Raw genomic sequence first — 16,613 nt, forward strand, 5'->3', positions numbered from 1 at the left:
CTAAAGCTGCTGAGTTAAATATTATAACTGCTCCCTATATGCATATAGTTTTTCACCACTCGCGCATTTCAAAATCAGATAAAGTATTTATAAAAAATGGTATCAAGTGGCTTAATGAAGAGGCGATAAAAATGCAGAAGAATACTTATGTAAAACTCTCTAGCTTAGAGCGTCAAGCAGTACTGAGAAGCATCGCAAAAACAGAGTGGGGCGAAAGTTTTTTGTATAACATTATGGGCTATATGTTTGAAGCAATGTTGGGTGACCCCATTTATGGCGGAAATAACAAAGAAGCAGGCTGGAAATGGCTTGCGTTTAGCGGGGGCGAACCTCGTCCGAAAAAGGCATTTTTATAATGGTTGATGTATGTATTATTGGCAGTGGTGCAGGTGCCTCTCCCATCGCTTATGAGCTTGCAAATGCAGGTTTTAGTGTTGTTGTCCTAGAAAAAGGCAAGGATTATACTGAGAGTGATTTTAACAAAGATGAACTTGCGGTATGCCGTCGTGATATGTTCACCCCACCACTTTGGGAGCAAAAACACATCATCAATGAGTACAACGAAGATGGCACTTTCACGCGTTATGACGGTGCAGAATCTGGCTGGAATTTTTGGAACGGTTCGATGGTTGGTGGTTCTTCAAACCTAATGAGTGGGTATTTTCACAGGATGAAGCCAAATGATTTTCGCCTCAAAAGTGTCTATGGTGAAATTAAAGGTGCCAATGTGGTTGATTGGCCGCTGAGTTATGAAGAGCTAGAGCCTTACTATACAAAAGTTGAGCAGGTTGTGGGTGTGAGTGGAAAAGTGGTCGAGCATACATTTCAAGAACCGCGTTCTACTGCAGATTTTCCTTACGCTCCTTTGCAAACAAATGGTGCTACAAAATGGTATGACAAAGCCTGTAAGGCACTCGGCTATGATGTGATGCCAACTCCCCGCGCAATTCTCTCAGAAGATGCCCTCAACCGAAAGGGGTGTTTTTACTCCAATTTTTGCGGCTCATATGGCTGTGCAAGTGGTGCGAAGGGAAGCGGGCGCGCGGCACTGCTGCAGAAGTGTCAAGCGAAGATAATTACTGATGCCTTTGTCTATAAACTTGAGAGTGATGAAAAACGAGTCACACAGGCATACTACTACACAAAACATGGTGTAAGGCACTCTGTTGAGGCAAAGATATTTGTACTTGCCGCACAGGCAATAGAGAGCTCACGGCTGTTACTCAACTCTAAAAACGAACACTTCCCAAATGGTTTGGCAAACTCAAGTGGGGAGGTAGGGAAAAATCTTATCTTCTCTGCAGGCGGCAGTGGTAGTGGACGCTTTGTGTTTGAAAAACTGAGCAGAGAACAGCAAGAGGAGTTGATGCAGCCAGGACTCTTTTTTAACCGCTCTTTACAGGATTGGTATGAGTTTAGCCAAGATGGAAAAAAGTACAAGGGTGGGACAATCGACTTTTTGTTTGAACATCAAAACATTATTCCCCGTGTGATGCAGGAGGTTTACGACAGTGATGGCAATCTGCTTTGGGGAGAGCAGCTTGCAAAAAACATTCATAAACGCATGACCACTTCAAGAGTGCTCACTTTTGAAGTCTTCAACGACTGGCTACCGACAGACAAATGTTTTGTAGGCGTGGATGAAAAGGTCAAAGATAAGTACGGCGTATCGGTGGGTGTGATAAATCTTTATGGACATCCACAAGATCTAAAAGTTGGTGAGTATTTGGCAAAAAAAGCGGTGAGAGTGCTTGAAGAGTTAGGCTGTGAAGAGATAGACTATTCTATCTCTGCTTCACCGCCTCCAAACCTTGTCGCAGGTGGCTGCCGTTTCGGAGAGGATGCAAAAACATCTGTACTAGACAAAAATTGTAAAGCACATGATTTGGAAAATCTTTATGTAAGCGATGCATCTTTTATGCCAACAGGAGGAAGTGTGCCCTATACTTGGACGATTTATGCGAACTCCTTTCGTGTGGCGGATGTCATCAAGGAAAGTCTATTTCAAAAATAAAATGTTATAATGAGAAATGATTAATTTTACATTTTTAGAAGTTACTAATAAAGAGTTGTTAGAAAAAGTTTTTGCATTCAGATATAAAATACTGATGGAGACATATCCTGGATATGTAAAAAAAGTGGGTATTACGAATGCCAAAGAACATGATAAATATGACCAGTATGCGATACATTTTGCAGCTTTAGATGAAGAAAAGGAGATATGCGCAACAGTGCGGCTTATATATCACTCGCCGGTAGGGTATCCAACAGAAAACAGTACACAATTTGATAATAGCATGTTCGAGCGAGATAAATTGGGTGAAATGTCAAGAATCTTTGTAGATAAGAAATATAGAAGTATAAAAAATACTAAAATCATCATACAGGCAGTGAAAGAATTCATGTATATAAAAATGATGCAAGAAGGTATAGAGTATACTTACGGTTATCTCGAGGAGAGTTTTTTAAGATTATTGAAAATTTATAAAATGCCATATCATCCAATCGGAGCGATTCATCACGATGAAAATATTGGTTTACGCTATCCATGTATATTATATACAGAAGAACTGGGTAAAGCGAACCAAGAATTGATAAAACTATGGAAACAGAAAAAAATATGAAATATAAAATCAATTGTTTTTTATTAGCGTGTCTAACAACTCTGCATCTTCAAGCAGATGATTTACGTGCTTCTCTCTTTAGTGATATGAAAGAATTCAATACTATAGCGACACAGACAAAACAAAACGAACATTATCAGCCGTACATCATCTCGGTATTTAAGAGTAAAGAGCTTGAAAAACTTGGAGTATCTAACCTCAAAGAAGCGTTGATGCTAGTTCCCGGTGTAGATATGGCTACAGATAATTTTAACAATCAAACGCCTATCTTTAGAGGCTCAAATCCTTTTGCTTATGGGCAGTCTAAACTTTTAATAGACGGCGTAGTTGTTAATAATCTTTTCTTTGATGCCTACTCTGAATATTTGTCTATGCCGATAGATATGATTAAGCGTATAGAGGTTATTAGAGGTCCTGGCAGTAAAGTGGATGGCATCAACGCGTATGCCGGTTCTATCAATGTTGTAACCTATGCTGAAGATTTTAAAGGTTTTGAGTCTAATAATAAAGTGGTTTTTAAGTATGGTTCCTATGATTATGGAATGGGTGGTTTTGTGAAAAACTTTAAAATACAAAAACTCAAAGGGCATATAGATTTTTACTACCAAAAAGATAATAAAAATATATCGTCTGGTCCTGATGGAGTCTCCCAAGGCTCTCTAGGTCCAGCTAATGTAGGTTTGTCTCAATCGGGTGATGCTCCTCTATGGCTTGATGAGTATTCACTCGGAATAAACCTGAAGTATCAAGAGTTTTCACTGAAAGCCCGCCTGTTGCAGTATAAACAGGGAAGCGCTTATGGTATTAACTTTGCCTTGCCACAAAAAAGTGACAGAATAAAACTGCCTAGCTACTATGCAGAGTTAGGATATGCAAGAAAAATAAATGATGTACATATAGATATAAAAGCAGGCGTCAAATATGATGCTTTTGATTCAAAAGCAAAGTTAATGCCCGATAATGCAAGTTTGAATGGTGTGGTCTTTACCAATGGTGGATATGGTGAACATTACGCGAAGCAGAGAGTAATGTATCAATCTACCTACTTGACATATGACGGAGTTAGCAATCACCATATTGTATTTGGTTATAGAGTAACTCAAGAAAAGACTATTGATATGAAATCTAAACTCTCAAATTTAACGACAGGTGATGCTACTTTGGTTGATTATACAAATACGCTGCCATTCTTTGACAAAGATGCATATCGTAATGTTGATACTTTTTCATTACAGGATAGTTACGATGTAAATGAGAAACTGAGTGCTTTATATGGAGTGAACTATGAGCAGACAAGCTATAAAGATGCAGGGTTTGAACCGAGAATTTCTCTTGTTTATCGTCAAGATTTTAACAATATATTTAAAGCCATATACAGCACCTCACATAGAAATCCTTCTTGGCAAGAGATGTTTACAAAGAACAATCATTCAAGAGTAGGTAGTACGGATTTGGAACCGGAAAAAGTAACTTCGTATGAACTTGCATATATACGAAACTTTACAAGCGATTCTTATTTGCAGAGTAATCTGTTTTATCTTATAAATAAAAATCAAATATACAATTCTGCTTCTAATCCTGCATACAGGAATGCGGCAAAAACAGATATTTACGGTATAGAACTCGAATACAAAGGACATATCTTGCCTAACGATGAACTCTATGCAAACTATACATATTTAGATGGAAGCTATACGGTTGATGGTACCAGTAAGAACAGTAGCCTACCAAATGTTGCGCATCATTTGGCAAAAGGATATTATATTTACTATTTTAGTAATGCTTTTTCTTTGGGTACAACATTAAAATATGTTGGTTCAAAAGAGAGAATGCAAACAGATTTACGTCCAAGAGTAAAGGCTTATACAACACTTGACACAGCATTGAATTATAAGAGTACTCAGTATAATTACACTGTGAATGTAAGTGTCAAAAATATTTTTAATGCTGATGTTAGGTATCCATCTCCTCAAAATACCTATGAAAATGATTATACACAAGAGCGTAGAACTTTTTTAATTGCGTTTAAAAAGAGTTTTTAGATGATACGCATATTTTTATTTTTTATTTTATTTGTTCAATCTCTTTTTGGATATAACTATGATAGTTTATTGTTAAAGGCAGACTCCTCAATTTTTCCAAAAATAATGCTTATGGATAAGAAAATAAAAAATAAACTTATTGATAATAAAATAATTTATACTATTGTATATGATGAAAGAGATTATGAGACTGCATTAGATGTAAAAGAGTATATAGAGAATACTTTTAAAAAGTATATGAATGGATACCCTTATGCGGTTGATTTAGTTAAATTCTCTCAGCTCTCTGTAAATACGGAAGCATCTGCTCTTTATGTTTTAAAATCATCAACAGAGAATATTAAAAAAGCTGCTAATATAGCTCGTCAGAAGGGAATAATTAGCTTTTCATATGATATAAATAATTTAAAATATGATTTATTATTTTCACTTATTATAGAAAATTCAACAATACTTTATCTTAACAAAGAGTATCTACATACAAATAATATTGATTTTGTTGATTCCTTGCTTTCGATGGTTCGGTTTATAGGTAAAAATAGTATTTGATTTCATAATTATGATAAAATAGTTTAAAAAATAGGGTTGTTATATGCAAAAAAGAAAATTTGAGTCGTTATCATTTAAGATTATAAGTTCTATTATTCTTACTTCTGTTGTGATTATTATCGGAATTTTTCTTTCATTTGAAACAATTAATAAAAAGGCATTTTATAATGTTGAACTTCAAAAAGCAAAACTAATAGTAAAAACTATAGAGCCTTTAGTTGCGGTAGATATTTATCTTGGTATGCAAGGTAAAATGAAATCTATTGTGAAAGAGTTGATAAAAAATAAAGATATTCTATCTGTTGAAATTCTTAAAAATAACAAACCTATTTATGAAGTAAAATCCAAAAATAAATCTAAAAGCCTTTTCGTGATTACACATAATATTCTTCAGCCTAATTCAAAAAAGAAAATAGGGACTATTGTATTGAATTATTCAAATCATAATTATGAACAGCTTGTATCCAAATACACGAAACTACTTATGATTATGCTTATTATCCTTTTTATTATATCTGCGTTGCTGAGTATATATATTAAAAATATACTGAAACCTTTAAGAAAAATTGCCCGACTATTACAAGATTTTTCACCAGAGAAAAAGCTTCAAATAAAACCGATGAAAGAGGATAATGAAATTTCGCTTATATTGTCTGCATTGAATGAAATGCAGGAAAAAATATTTGATTTTGCAAGTAAACAAAAAGATATTAATGCATATTTGGAAAAAGAAGTAGATAGTAAAACAGTGGAGTTACGAAAGCAATTGTTTATAGATGATTTAACACAGTTGCCAAATAGAAGAAAGCTTTTTAATGATATTGCAAATTCAAAGAACGATAGGGCATTATTAATTTTAAATATTGATGACTTTAAAGAGATTAATGATTTTTACGGGCAGAGTGTTGGTGATTATATTTTAATTGAGTTTGCAAAAGAGTTACAATATTTGCTTAAAAATGAAAAAGAGATTATGCTTAGTCGTCTCTCTGGTGATGAATTTGCGGTATTTTTTCAACATAAGCCTTCAGAGAAAAGTTTTATGAGAGTCATCAATAATTTGACAAAAGAGATTGAAAAAATGGTTTTTGAGTATGAGCATAGTGAAATTTTTATTAGGGTTACTATAGGTGCTACTATGGATTCAAATGAGATGCTTGAAAAGGCGGATATTGCTCTTAAACTTGCAAAAGAACATAAAAAATATTTTTTACTTTATGATAAAAAATTTAATGTAAAAAAACAGTATAAAGAAAATATGGAGTGGGTGCAAAAAATTAAAAGTGCCATTAATGACGATAGAATAGTGCCTTATTTTCAGCCTATATTTGATGCTACAACACAAAAAGCTGTAAGTTATGAGTGCTTAATCCGTCTCATAGATACCGATGGTTCGGTTATAAGCCCGTATAAATTTTTGACAATTGCACAAAAGAGTAAGCTCTATCCTCAGTTGACCCAAATAATGCTTGAAAAAAGTTGTCAATATTTTGAACATAGAGATACAACTTTTTCCGTGAATCTTTCTATTAATGATATTCTTGATGTAGATATGGTGAACTATATTCAAAAATGTATTAAAAAACATAATGTAAATAACAAAATTGTATTTGAAATTCTTGAAACAGAGGGTATTAATAATTATGTTGAGGTTTCATCATTTATATTGAGCATGAAGCAACTTGGATGTAAAATTTCCATAGATGATTTTGGCTCAGGGTATTCCAATTTTGAACATATTTTAAAACTTGATATTGATTATATTAAGATTGACGGAAGTCTTATTAAAAATCTTGAAACAGATATAAATGCTCAGATTGTTGTTGAGACGATTGTAGATTTTGCTAAAAAATTGAATCTTATTACAATTGCGGAATTTGTCCATAATCAAGCGGTATTTGAAAAAGTTAAATTACTTGATATTGAACGTGTGCAAGGATTTTATCTGGGTGAACCTGATAAAGGAATACCAACAGATGTAGACGCTTTTGCATAAACGCAACGGTTTTGGAGTTCATCCCTAAAAAATAATATTTAAGAACTTTAGGCGTATAATAGCCGTAAGGTAACAAAATTTTATTTTATGAGGAATTATTATGGCAACAGTACACTCGTATGGAGCGACTAAAGAGGTAACAGGTTCGTGTCATCTATTTGAAGTAGGTGGTGTGAAGATAATGATAGATTGTGGAATGTTTCAGGGTGAAGATGAAGAAAAAAATTCTGAAGCTTTCTATTTTGATCCTAAAGATATAGATTATTTGCTTGTAACGCATGCACATCTTGACCATACAGGGCGTATTCCTAAACTTGTAAAAGAGGGTTTTAAGGGAAAAATTTACGCAACTGCCGCGACGATGGATTTGGCACAGATTATTTTGATGGATTCTGCCAAAATAATGAATGAAGATTTTCAAACACGCTTTAAAAAGGCAGAGAGACAAGGCAAAGAACATAAACTTTCCAAGCCACTCTATGAACCACTTGATGTCGATAAAACTTTTTCAGCTCTTGAGTGGACAAACCCTGAGTATGATAAATACTATGAACTCTGTGAAGGAATAAGTTTTGTCTATCGTAATGCTGGACATATCTTAGGCTCTGCGTTTATTGAACTCTCTTATATGGAAAACAGTGACTCTCATACTATTGTATTTTCTGGTGATATTGGCAATGATAATGGTCTTGTAATGCCAAATCTTGACAAATGTGATGATTCACAAAGCTTATATGTAGAGACAACTTATGGCAACAGAGAACACCAATCAATAGACATGACCATAAAAGAGTTTAAAAATGTAGTGATAAATACCCTTGAAAATAGGGGAAATGTGTTGATTCCCTCTTTTGCTATTGAGCGAACGCAGGAGCTTTTATGCCTTCTTCGTTCGATGCATGAAAGTGGTGAACTTCCAAAATGTAAGGTCTTTTTAGACTCTCCTATGGCAACAAAAGCGACTGAAGTTTATAGAAGTTATGCACAAGAATTGACAAACAGATGTCAAGAAAATGTTCAAGAAAATGGTACAGTCTTTAATTTTGACTCACTTATATATACTGAAACACCAGAGGCTTCTAAAGGGATTAACGATATAAAAAGTCGTGCAATTATTATAGCAGGAAGTGGAATGTGTAATGGTGGGCGTATTACGCATCATTTTAAGCACCGTATTTGGGACAAAAGAAATGCAGTCATTTTTGTAGGATTTCAAGCGCAGGGAACTTTGGGACGAGAGATAGTTGAGGGTACAAAATGGATCAATGTGTATGGAGAAGATATAGTTGTCAAATCTTCTATTCACACTATTAACGGTTTTTCAGCGCATGCAGATCAAGATGGTATCTTAGCATGGGTATCAAAAATAAAAAATCTTAAAAAGGTCTTTTTAGTGCATGGTGAGCTTGAATCACAACAAGTTTTTAAAGAAGTATTGAAAAACAGGCTTAGTCTTGATGCACACATTGTAGGCTTTAAAGAAAAAATCACCATATAATGCAACAAAAGTAGCAAAACTCCTTTCTAATTTTTTATATTATTTCAGAAATAAAAAAAGTTAAAGGAGTTTGTGATGTTAGTAACAAGATACAATAAACCAGTTTATAAAAATAGAAGATTTGATATATTTAACGAACTATTAAATTCATTTAATGAAGCACGGACATCGGATGAGCCCAGAGAGATAATGGATTTTGTGCCTAGCGTAAATACTCGAGAAGCAAGTGATTCTTACTATATTGAAATAGATCTTCCAGGTGTAAAAAAAGAAGATGTGGATGTAAGTGTAGATAAAAATGTGCTTACAATTTCAGGTAAAAGGGAGTCCTCTGAAGAGGTGAAAGAAGATGACTACTACAGAGTAGAGAGTGCGTATGGAAAATTTTCACGCAGTTTTACACTCCCTGAAAATGTAGATGTCGAGAAGATTCAAGCTTCAAGTGAAGATGGTGTCTTAGAGATTGCTATTCCAAAACAAGAAGTCATTAAAGACAGTACGAAAAAAATTAAAATTCAATAAGGAGGTGTGTGATGGAAGTAACTAAAACTGCAAAAGATGCTGTACAAAAAGTAGAAGAGAAAGTTGAGAACGGACTTGGAGTGATAAAAGATAGTTTCAATAACTTGGCATCTCACCTGCCTTTTGCAAATCTTGCAAAAAAATCGAGTGATACTTTTGTTATTGAAGTAGATTTACCAGGTGTGAAAAAAGAGGACATTGACATTAAGGTTGAAGATGATTACCTCACTGTTACAGCCCTAAGGAAGTTTAAAAATGAGCTCAAAGAGGATGATTACTATTTGTGTGAGTCTGATTATGGACTTATCTCAAGAAGTTTTGCACTCTCTGAAAATATTGACAGAGATTCAATTGGCGCAAAATTTGAAAATGGTAGGCTAACTATCACTTTAGATAAAGTAGCATCGAAAAAGGTGAAAAACATTACAGTAGGCTAAACAGAAACTAAGAGAGTTTGTAGTATAATTGCATCAAATAATTCAGGACTGCTTTCCTACCATTTTACAGCCCTCCATTAGAAATTTTTTCTGGAGTTGTTAAAAAAAATGTTTCAGTTTGATACACTCTCTTTAGTATTTGTCGCTCTCATTATTTTGGGAGCGATTCCAAATCTCTTCTATTCTGGCGGATATTTACCACATATTGAGAGAAAAACTCACTATTTACTACACTACTTTACATTTATTTTTTCTATGCTTGGTGTCGTTGTCAGTGCAAATGCACTTGTCTTCCTCTTCTTTTGGGAAATTATGAGTTTAAGCTCTTGGCAGCTTATTTTAACTGAGCCAAAAGAGAAGAGTACCATAAACGCAGCACGCTTCTATTTTCTTATGACGCACTTTGGTTTTGTCTTTCTACTCCTTTTCTTTTTAATTGTTACCAATGGAGATTTAGAGATTAGTTTTGCGCAGATGAAAACAGTAGCTGCTGCGTTTACTTACCCGACCATGCTCTTTTTCTTCTTGATTTTAGGATTTTTAAGCAAAGCTGGAGCTGTACCTGTGCATGTCTGGCTTCCTTATGCACATCCTGCTGCACCGAGTCCAGTTTCAGCACTTATGAGTGGCGTTATGCTTAAAGTTGCCATCTATGGAATGTTTCGCTTTTTGTTTGATGTACTTTATCCATGGCCGTTGCAATGGGGTACTTTTATTCTTATTATTGGCTCCATAACGGCACTTACGGGAATTTTATATGCCCTAGCAGAGCGAGACATTAAAGCACTTTTGGCAAACTCTTCGATTGAAAATATAGGGATTATTCTTATTGCGTTTGGAATGGGAATGATTTTTGATACTTTGGGGCTTACACTTTTAAGTACATTCTCTTTTATCGCTGCTATTTTTCATGTTTTTAACCATATGGGCTTTAAATCACTCCTTTTTATGGGTGCAGGTTCTATTTTGCACCAAACGCATACAAAAGATTTAGAAAAATTTGGTGGGCTGATTAAGTCTATGCCTGTTACTGCGTTTACCTTCCTTTTTGCTGCGATGAGTATTACAGCACTGCCTCCTACCAATGGCTTTTTAAGTGAGTGGATGATATTTCAATCTCTTCTTAGCTCAAGCACTATTGCACATGCCATGACACTTAAACTTGCTCTGCCTTTTGCCCTCTTTGCTCTTGCTATGACGGGTGGTTTAGCTATTGCTACATTTGTAAAAGCCTATGGCATTACCTTTTTAGGACTGCATAGAAGCACTAATGCAAAACATGCAAAAGAGGTCAATTTTCTTATGCAAAGCGGTATGATTTTGATGGCACTTTTTGTTGCCTCACTTATGCTTTTTGCTCCACAATATCTTCACTTTTTCGATGCTTTAATGGTATCACTTGGAAAAACCTCTGTGTATGCTCAAATCTTTCCAAATGGTTCACTACAAATGCACTCCCTTGGTGTCAATGGTGGAGTTGTTTCTCCTCTTATTCTTTTTGCTGCACTTGTTGGGGTTACTTCACTTTTACTTTTTGCTTACAAGGCTTTTAATGTAAAAACAAGAGTACATCGCAGTTGGGCATGTGGCTATAAAACTTCTGCCAAAACGCAGTACACAGCAACAGGTTTTTCTGGTGTTATGAGAAGGTTTTTTAATTGGCTCTACAAGCCTGAGGAGCATACAAGCAAACAAAACCTTGCAGGACATGAGACAAAATTTTCAGATGCAAGTTATGAGGTAAAAATTAAGCCACTTTTTGAAGTTTTTATCTATGACAATATTAAAAGATGGGTAAATATTACAAGCTATTGGGTCTATCGTTTGGCACACTTTGAGCAGACACGATACCCTGCTATGATATTTAACCTTATGCTTTTCATTCTCTACAGCTACCGAATTTTTACCCATGAAATTGATTGGCAGAGTATTCTTATAGAGATGGCATTGATGCTAATGTCTCTTAAAATCTTAGTTATTGGGGAGAAAAGGTAATGTTTGTATTTGATACACTTTCACTTGTTTTTGTTACACTTATTCTGCTTGGTGCAATTCCAAATCTCTTCTATTCAAGTGGATATTTACCCCACATTGAGAGAAAAACACACTATCAACTTCACTACTTTACTTTTATATTTTCTATGCTTGGCGTTGTTGTAAGTGCAAATGCAATTGTATTTCTCTTCTTTTGGGAACTTATGAGTCTCACTTCATGGCAGTTGATTTTAACAGAAGTAAAAGAGAAGGCTACCATTAAAGCAGCACGGTTTTACTTTACAATGACCCATTTTGGTTTTCTTTTTCTCCTGCTTTTCTTCCTTATTGTCACAGATGGAGATTTAACGGTTGGCTTTGCAGCTATGAAACTTTCAGCTTCTCATTTTGCTTACCCGACGCTTCTCTTTTTCTTTTTATTACTAGGGTTTTTAAGCAAGGCTGGAGCAGTTCCTTTGCATGTTTGGCTTCCATACGCTCACCCACAAGCACCTAGCCCTGTTTCTGCACTGATGAGTGGAGTAATGCTTAAAGTGGCTATTTATGGGATGTTTCGCTTTTTGTTTGATGTTCTTTACCCTTGGCCACTTGAGTGGGGCATTGTGATTTTAACTATTGGTGCATTATCCTCGTTAGTTGGTGTTTTATATGCCCTCAGTGAGCATGATATAAAAGCACTTTTAGCAAATCACTCTATTGAAAATATTGGTATTATTCTTATTGGTTTTGGAATGGGAATGATTTTTGATACTCTAGGGCTTCATACGCTTAGCACTTTTGCTTTTATTGCCGCTATTTTTCATACATTTAACCATATGAGTTTTAAATCACTTCTCTTTATGGGAGCAGGTTCGGTTCTGCACCAAACACATACGAAAAATATGGAAAAATATGGTGGACTTATAAAAGCAATGCCTGTCACTGCGTTTACTTTTCTTATTGCTGCTATTTCCATCTCAGCACTGCCACCGAGTAATGGTTTTTTAAGCGAATGGATGATATTTCAATCAATGCTAAGTTCTTCTCATATGGTAAATACTTCACTCAAACTTGCCATTCCTTTTGCCATTTTTGCACTTGCTATGACTGGTGGTTTAGCAATTGCCTGTTTTGTAAAAGCGTATGGCATTACCTTTTTGGGACTGCATAGAAGTACAAATGCAAAACATGCGCATGAAGTTAATTTCCTAATGCGTTTTGGAATGATTTTAATGACTTTAGTTGTTGTCTCTCTTATGCTCTTCACTCCTTTTTATATGCAATATTTTGATCAGGTGATGGTAGGCTTAGGTCGTGCTTCTATTTATGCACAAATCTTTCCTAATGGTATTTGGAATATGCACTCTGTTGGTATAAATGGAGGTATAGTCTCTCCTTTGATTTTACTTCTTTCTCTTGGAGGTGTTACTGCGTTTATAATGTTCGCTTACAGAGTTTTTGGCATAAAAACACGCATTCACAATAGCTGGGCTTGTGGCTATAAAACCTCTGCAAAAACGCAATATACTGCAACAGGATTTGCAGGACCAATTCGTAGATTATTTGATTGGCTCTATAAACCACAGGAACATTTTTCTAAGCAGACAATAGCAGGACATGAGACAAAATTTAATGACTCACACTATGAAGTGCATGTCAAGCCACTCTTTGAAAAAGTCTTTTATACAAGTATTGTTAAGGCTGTAAACTTTACAAGCTACTGGGTCTATCGTCTGGCTCATTTTGAGCAAACCAGATATGCTGCGATGATATTTAACATTATGTTAGTTGTACTTTTTAGTTATAGAATTTTTGCTCATGATTTTTCATGGGCTACTTTTGTTTTGGAGTTTTTTGTTATGATGATTTCTGTTAGAATTTTAATTATTGGAGATAAAAAATGATACTCTATTTTGTGACGATAATTTTGCTTGTGCTTATTGCACCTATGTTGCTCTCTTACATTAAAGCAACAAAAATGATGTTGCTTTTTAAAAGACCTATCTCCATTTTTCAAGGCTATCGAGACTTTTCAAAGTTGATGCATAAAGAGACAATTATATCTGAGGAGACAAGTGCCATTACCACTTATGCACCTTTTTTAGTGCTTTCACCCCTTCTCATTGTGATGTTTTTTTTGCCTCCCGTTGTGCATGGGAGTTACTATGTAAGTTTTGTAGATGCTTTTACCATTACAGGGCTTATTTCACTCTCTACCTTTTTTCTTATGCTTTTAGGGCTTGATAGTGCGAGTGCATTTGGAGGTATGGGAAGCTCTCGTGAAGCATTCATCTCTGCACTTGTTGAACCTGCTATGGTGCTTACCATCTTTTCAGTCTCTTTAATGGCTGGAGATTTAGGCGTTGGTCAAGCAGGAGTGAATTTAGCACAACATTTTCCAGAAGAACATATGGCAAGTTTTCTTTTTGCTGGTATTAGTTTTTTCATTTTGCTAATGGCTGAAAATGGGCGTATTCCTGTAGATAATCCAGAAACGCATTTAGAGCTTACAATGGTGCATGAAGCGATGATACTTGATTTAACGGGTGTTTATCTTGCCATAATTGAGACTGCCTCTTCCATTAAATTTGTGATTTTTGCATCACTCTTTGCATCGCTTTTTATGCCATTTGGTTTAGAGTTCTCAGCACCTATCGCTTTTTTGATTTTCATAGCAAAACTTTTTTTCATAGCAACGCTAGTTGCTCTTTTAGAGGTAAATACAGCAAAACTGCGTCTCTTTAAAATACCAAACCTTTTAGGTCTGGCAATAGTCTTTGCCTTTTTATCTTTAATTACATTTTATGTTTTAGGAGCGTAAACAATGGTTGATTTTCTTATTGGACTCTTTTTAGCTTCGCTTATTGTAGCACTCTTTACAACAAGACTCTACAGACTGCTTTTGTGGTACTCTATGAACTCTTTAATGCTTGGGTCTTTAGCTCTTATTATTGGCAAAAGCATAGATGATAAGGCTATGATTATTACAGGGGCGATTACTATTGTTGTCAAGGCAATAGCTATTCCTTATATTCTTAAAAATTTAAGTCAAAAGTTTCATTTTGTGCGTCAAATCACACCTGAAATAAAAGTACAGTATGCCATTATGCTTGTTCCTGCGATTTTGGTCTTTACTTTTTATCTTTCTGAACCCATTACGCATATGATAGATACCAATGCAAACTATGTGGCAATAAGTATCTCATCACTCTTTCTCTCTTTACTGTTGATGATGGAGCATAAAAATGTAGCACCGAAAATTGTTGGATTTTTAAGTATGGAAAATGCACTTTTTTTACTTGGAATTACCGCAACAAATGGAATGCCGATGCTTGTAGAACTTGGTATCTTTTTTGATTTATTGATGGCAATTGTCGTTATAAATCTACTATTTCATAAAGAGGAGCTCAAAATATGAATCTCTCCCTTCTTCTGCTTCCTGCCATCATTATGTTTGGTGTGAGCTTTTTAAAAAATAAAAAGGCGAAGTATGTTTTAGCCTTTACTTCCTTTGTTATTTTAGGACCAATTGTTGAACTATTTTTACTGCCTAAACCCTACAATGTTCTAGGAAGTTATCTTGTAGCAGATAAGCTCGATACCTATGTTTTGCTTGTATCTTCCATTGTTGGTATTGGCGTAACATTGGCACTTTTAACACTAGATAAACATGTAAAAGTATCTCCAAAAGCATATAGAAAATTCTATAGATTTTTTGCGATTTTTTGGGTTGGGCTTATTTTTTCTATACTCTCAAATCATATGGGTATCTACTGGATTGGGCTTGAGCTTGCAACACTTTCTACTGTCTATATGATTAAGACAAACTATACCCCTGCTGCACATAAAGAGGCTTGGAACTATATGATAGTGGGTGCTATCGCCGTCTCACTTATACTCTTTGGTATTATTTTGATGTATGCGAGTGCGAAGCCTATTTTAGGTGAGAATGCAATGCAGTTTGACCTGCTTTTAAAACATGCAAAAGAGATTCCTTCTCCTTTCCTTTTTGAGATGGGATTTGCTATTGCTACCATTGGAATGTTTGTTAAAATGGGATTTTTCCCTATGAATTTGTGGCTTGCAAATATCGAGCGAGCCTCTTTTTACCCTGTTGCGGCACTCTTTAGTGGTATTTTGGAGTCTGCTGTTGTTATTGGATTTTTCCGTTTCTCACAGATTGCTATGAAGGTAAATTATAATCATCTTTTTATTTTTGTATTTGTTTATACAATCTTAACAATTTTTATTGTCTCTTTTTTAATTTATAGAGCAAAAGATTTTATGCGTCTCTTTTCACTCTCAGGGGTTGAACATATGGCACTCATTGTTATATTTTGGGTGAGTGGTGCGCCTTTTGCAGCTTTGCTTCACTTTGGAGCGCATGCCTTTTTAAAACCGGCACTCTTTCTCTCTACTGGTGTACTTGAATCCAATGGAAAGTATAAAATAGCAGGTGCGCTTAGAGGATATAAAGGAGTTAAGGGGACAATTTTTTGGTTTTTAGTTTCTCTTTTTTTACTTGCTATTATCTCTTTGCCGCCAAGTCCGATGTTTTTTAGTGAGATTTATGGATTTGGAGCGATGATAAGCACCGCAAAAAGTAGTCATCATATGCTGGCTATGATAGGAGCAATTCTCTTTTTACTTGCATTGCTTTCCATTATCTTTTACCGTTTTGTAGCGATTTATCAATCTATGAAATATGAGGGTGAAGAGGAAGAAAAAACTGTTTACACAAGTGAGCTTGTTGCTCTTGTAATATTTGCAATCTCTTTGATGGCACTATTGTTACCATCATCACTTGCATATTTGAAATCCATAGGATAAGAAAATGGCAAAAAAAAGAAAATCGTGGATGAATGCTGAGGAGTTGGCACAAGAGGAAAATATTGTCTCATTTCATCCAAGAGACATGAAAAGTTTTTATGCGTGGGATGGAGATATTTTAGTATTAAATATTTTAGGTAC

At 35.0% G+C, this 16,613-nt stretch carries 14 protein-coding genes; all 14 read left to right on the forward strand.

What is annotated here, in order from left to right; translation table 11 throughout:
• A partial coding sequence (locus tag MVY38_RS00975) for a gluconate 2-dehydrogenase subunit 3 family protein (protein WP_297482464.1) occupies positions 1–356 on the forward strand: 356 nt, incomplete at its 5' end.
• A complete protein-coding gene (locus MVY38_RS00980; RefSeq protein WP_297482467.1) occupies positions 356–2,014 on the forward strand; it encodes a GMC family oxidoreductase in 1,659 nt (552 codons plus the stop codon). The genes MVY38_RS00975 and MVY38_RS00980, both read left to right, overlap by 1 nt.
• 16 nt (positions 2,015–2,030) lie before the next feature.
• Positions 2,031–2,624, forward strand: coding sequence for a GNAT family N-acyltransferase (locus MVY38_RS00985; RefSeq protein ID WP_297482469.1), 594 nt, complete (start codon positions 2,031–2,033; stop codon positions 2,622–2,624).
• On the forward strand, positions 2,603–4,666 hold the full coding sequence (locus MVY38_RS00990) for a TonB-dependent receptor (protein ID WP_297482471.1): 2,064 nt from the start codon (positions 2,603–2,605) through the stop codon (positions 4,664–4,666). The genes MVY38_RS00985 and MVY38_RS00990 overlap by 22 nt, the downstream gene beginning before the upstream one ends.
• 111 nt (positions 4,667–4,777) lie before the next feature.
• Positions 4,778–5,215, forward strand: coding sequence for a hypothetical protein (locus MVY38_RS00995; RefSeq protein ID WP_297482474.1), 438 nt, complete (start codon positions 4,778–4,780; stop codon positions 5,213–5,215).
• Positions 5,216–5,258: 43 nt separating this feature from the next.
• Positions 5,259–7,211, forward strand: coding sequence for a GGDEF and EAL domain-containing protein (locus MVY38_RS01000; RefSeq protein ID WP_297482476.1), 1,953 nt, complete (start codon positions 5,259–5,261; stop codon positions 7,209–7,211).
• Between the two features lie 100 nt (positions 7,212–7,311).
• Positions 7,312–8,709 carry an MBL fold metallo-hydrolase gene (locus MVY38_RS01005; protein ID WP_297482479.1) on the forward strand — a complete coding sequence of 466 codons (1,398 nt, stop codon included), beginning with the start codon at positions 7,312–7,314 and terminating at the stop codon, positions 8,707–8,709.
• 75 nt (positions 8,710–8,784) lie between these two features.
• Positions 8,785–9,231 (forward strand): Hsp20/alpha crystallin family protein, encoded by a 447-nt coding sequence (locus tag MVY38_RS01010; RefSeq protein WP_297482481.1) that lies wholly within the window; start codon positions 8,785–8,787, stop codon positions 9,229–9,231.
• 11 nt (positions 9,232–9,242) lie between these two features.
• On the forward strand, positions 9,243–9,668 hold the full coding sequence (locus MVY38_RS01015; protein WP_297482484.1) for an Hsp20/alpha crystallin family protein: 426 nt from the start codon (positions 9,243–9,245) through the stop codon (positions 9,666–9,668).
• A gap of 108 nt (positions 9,669–9,776) precedes the next feature.
• Positions 9,777–11,663, forward strand: coding sequence for a proton-conducting transporter membrane subunit (locus MVY38_RS01020; protein WP_297482485.1), 1,887 nt, complete (start codon positions 9,777–9,779; stop codon positions 11,661–11,663).
• On the forward strand, positions 11,663–13,546 hold the full coding sequence (locus MVY38_RS01025) for a proton-conducting transporter membrane subunit (RefSeq protein WP_297482488.1): 1,884 nt from the start codon (positions 11,663–11,665) through the stop codon (positions 13,544–13,546). Before MVY38_RS01020 ends, MVY38_RS01025 begins: the two co-directional genes overlap by 1 nt.
• Positions 13,543–14,463, forward strand: coding sequence for an NADH-quinone oxidoreductase subunit H (locus MVY38_RS01030; protein WP_297482490.1), 921 nt, complete (start codon positions 13,543–13,545; stop codon positions 14,461–14,463). The genes MVY38_RS01025 and MVY38_RS01030 overlap by 4 nt, the downstream gene beginning before the upstream one ends.
• Positions 14,464–14,466: 3 nt before the next feature.
• Positions 14,467–15,060: a hydrogenase gene (locus MVY38_RS01035; protein WP_297482492.1), complete on the forward strand. Its 594-nt coding sequence runs from the start codon at positions 14,467–14,469 to the stop codon at positions 15,058–15,060.
• Positions 15,057–16,472, forward strand: a complete 1,416-nt coding sequence (locus tag MVY38_RS01040) for a proton-conducting transporter membrane subunit (protein WP_297482495.1) — start codon at positions 15,057–15,059, stop codon at positions 16,470–16,472. Before MVY38_RS01035 ends, MVY38_RS01040 begins: the two co-directional genes overlap by 4 nt.
• The last annotated feature ends 141 nt before the right edge of the window (positions 16,473–16,613 follow it).

It is taken from the genome of Sulfurimonas sp., from assembly GCF_027056685.1.
Taxonomy (GTDB): domain Bacteria; phylum Campylobacterota; class Campylobacteria; order Campylobacterales; family Sulfurimonadaceae; genus Sulfurimonas.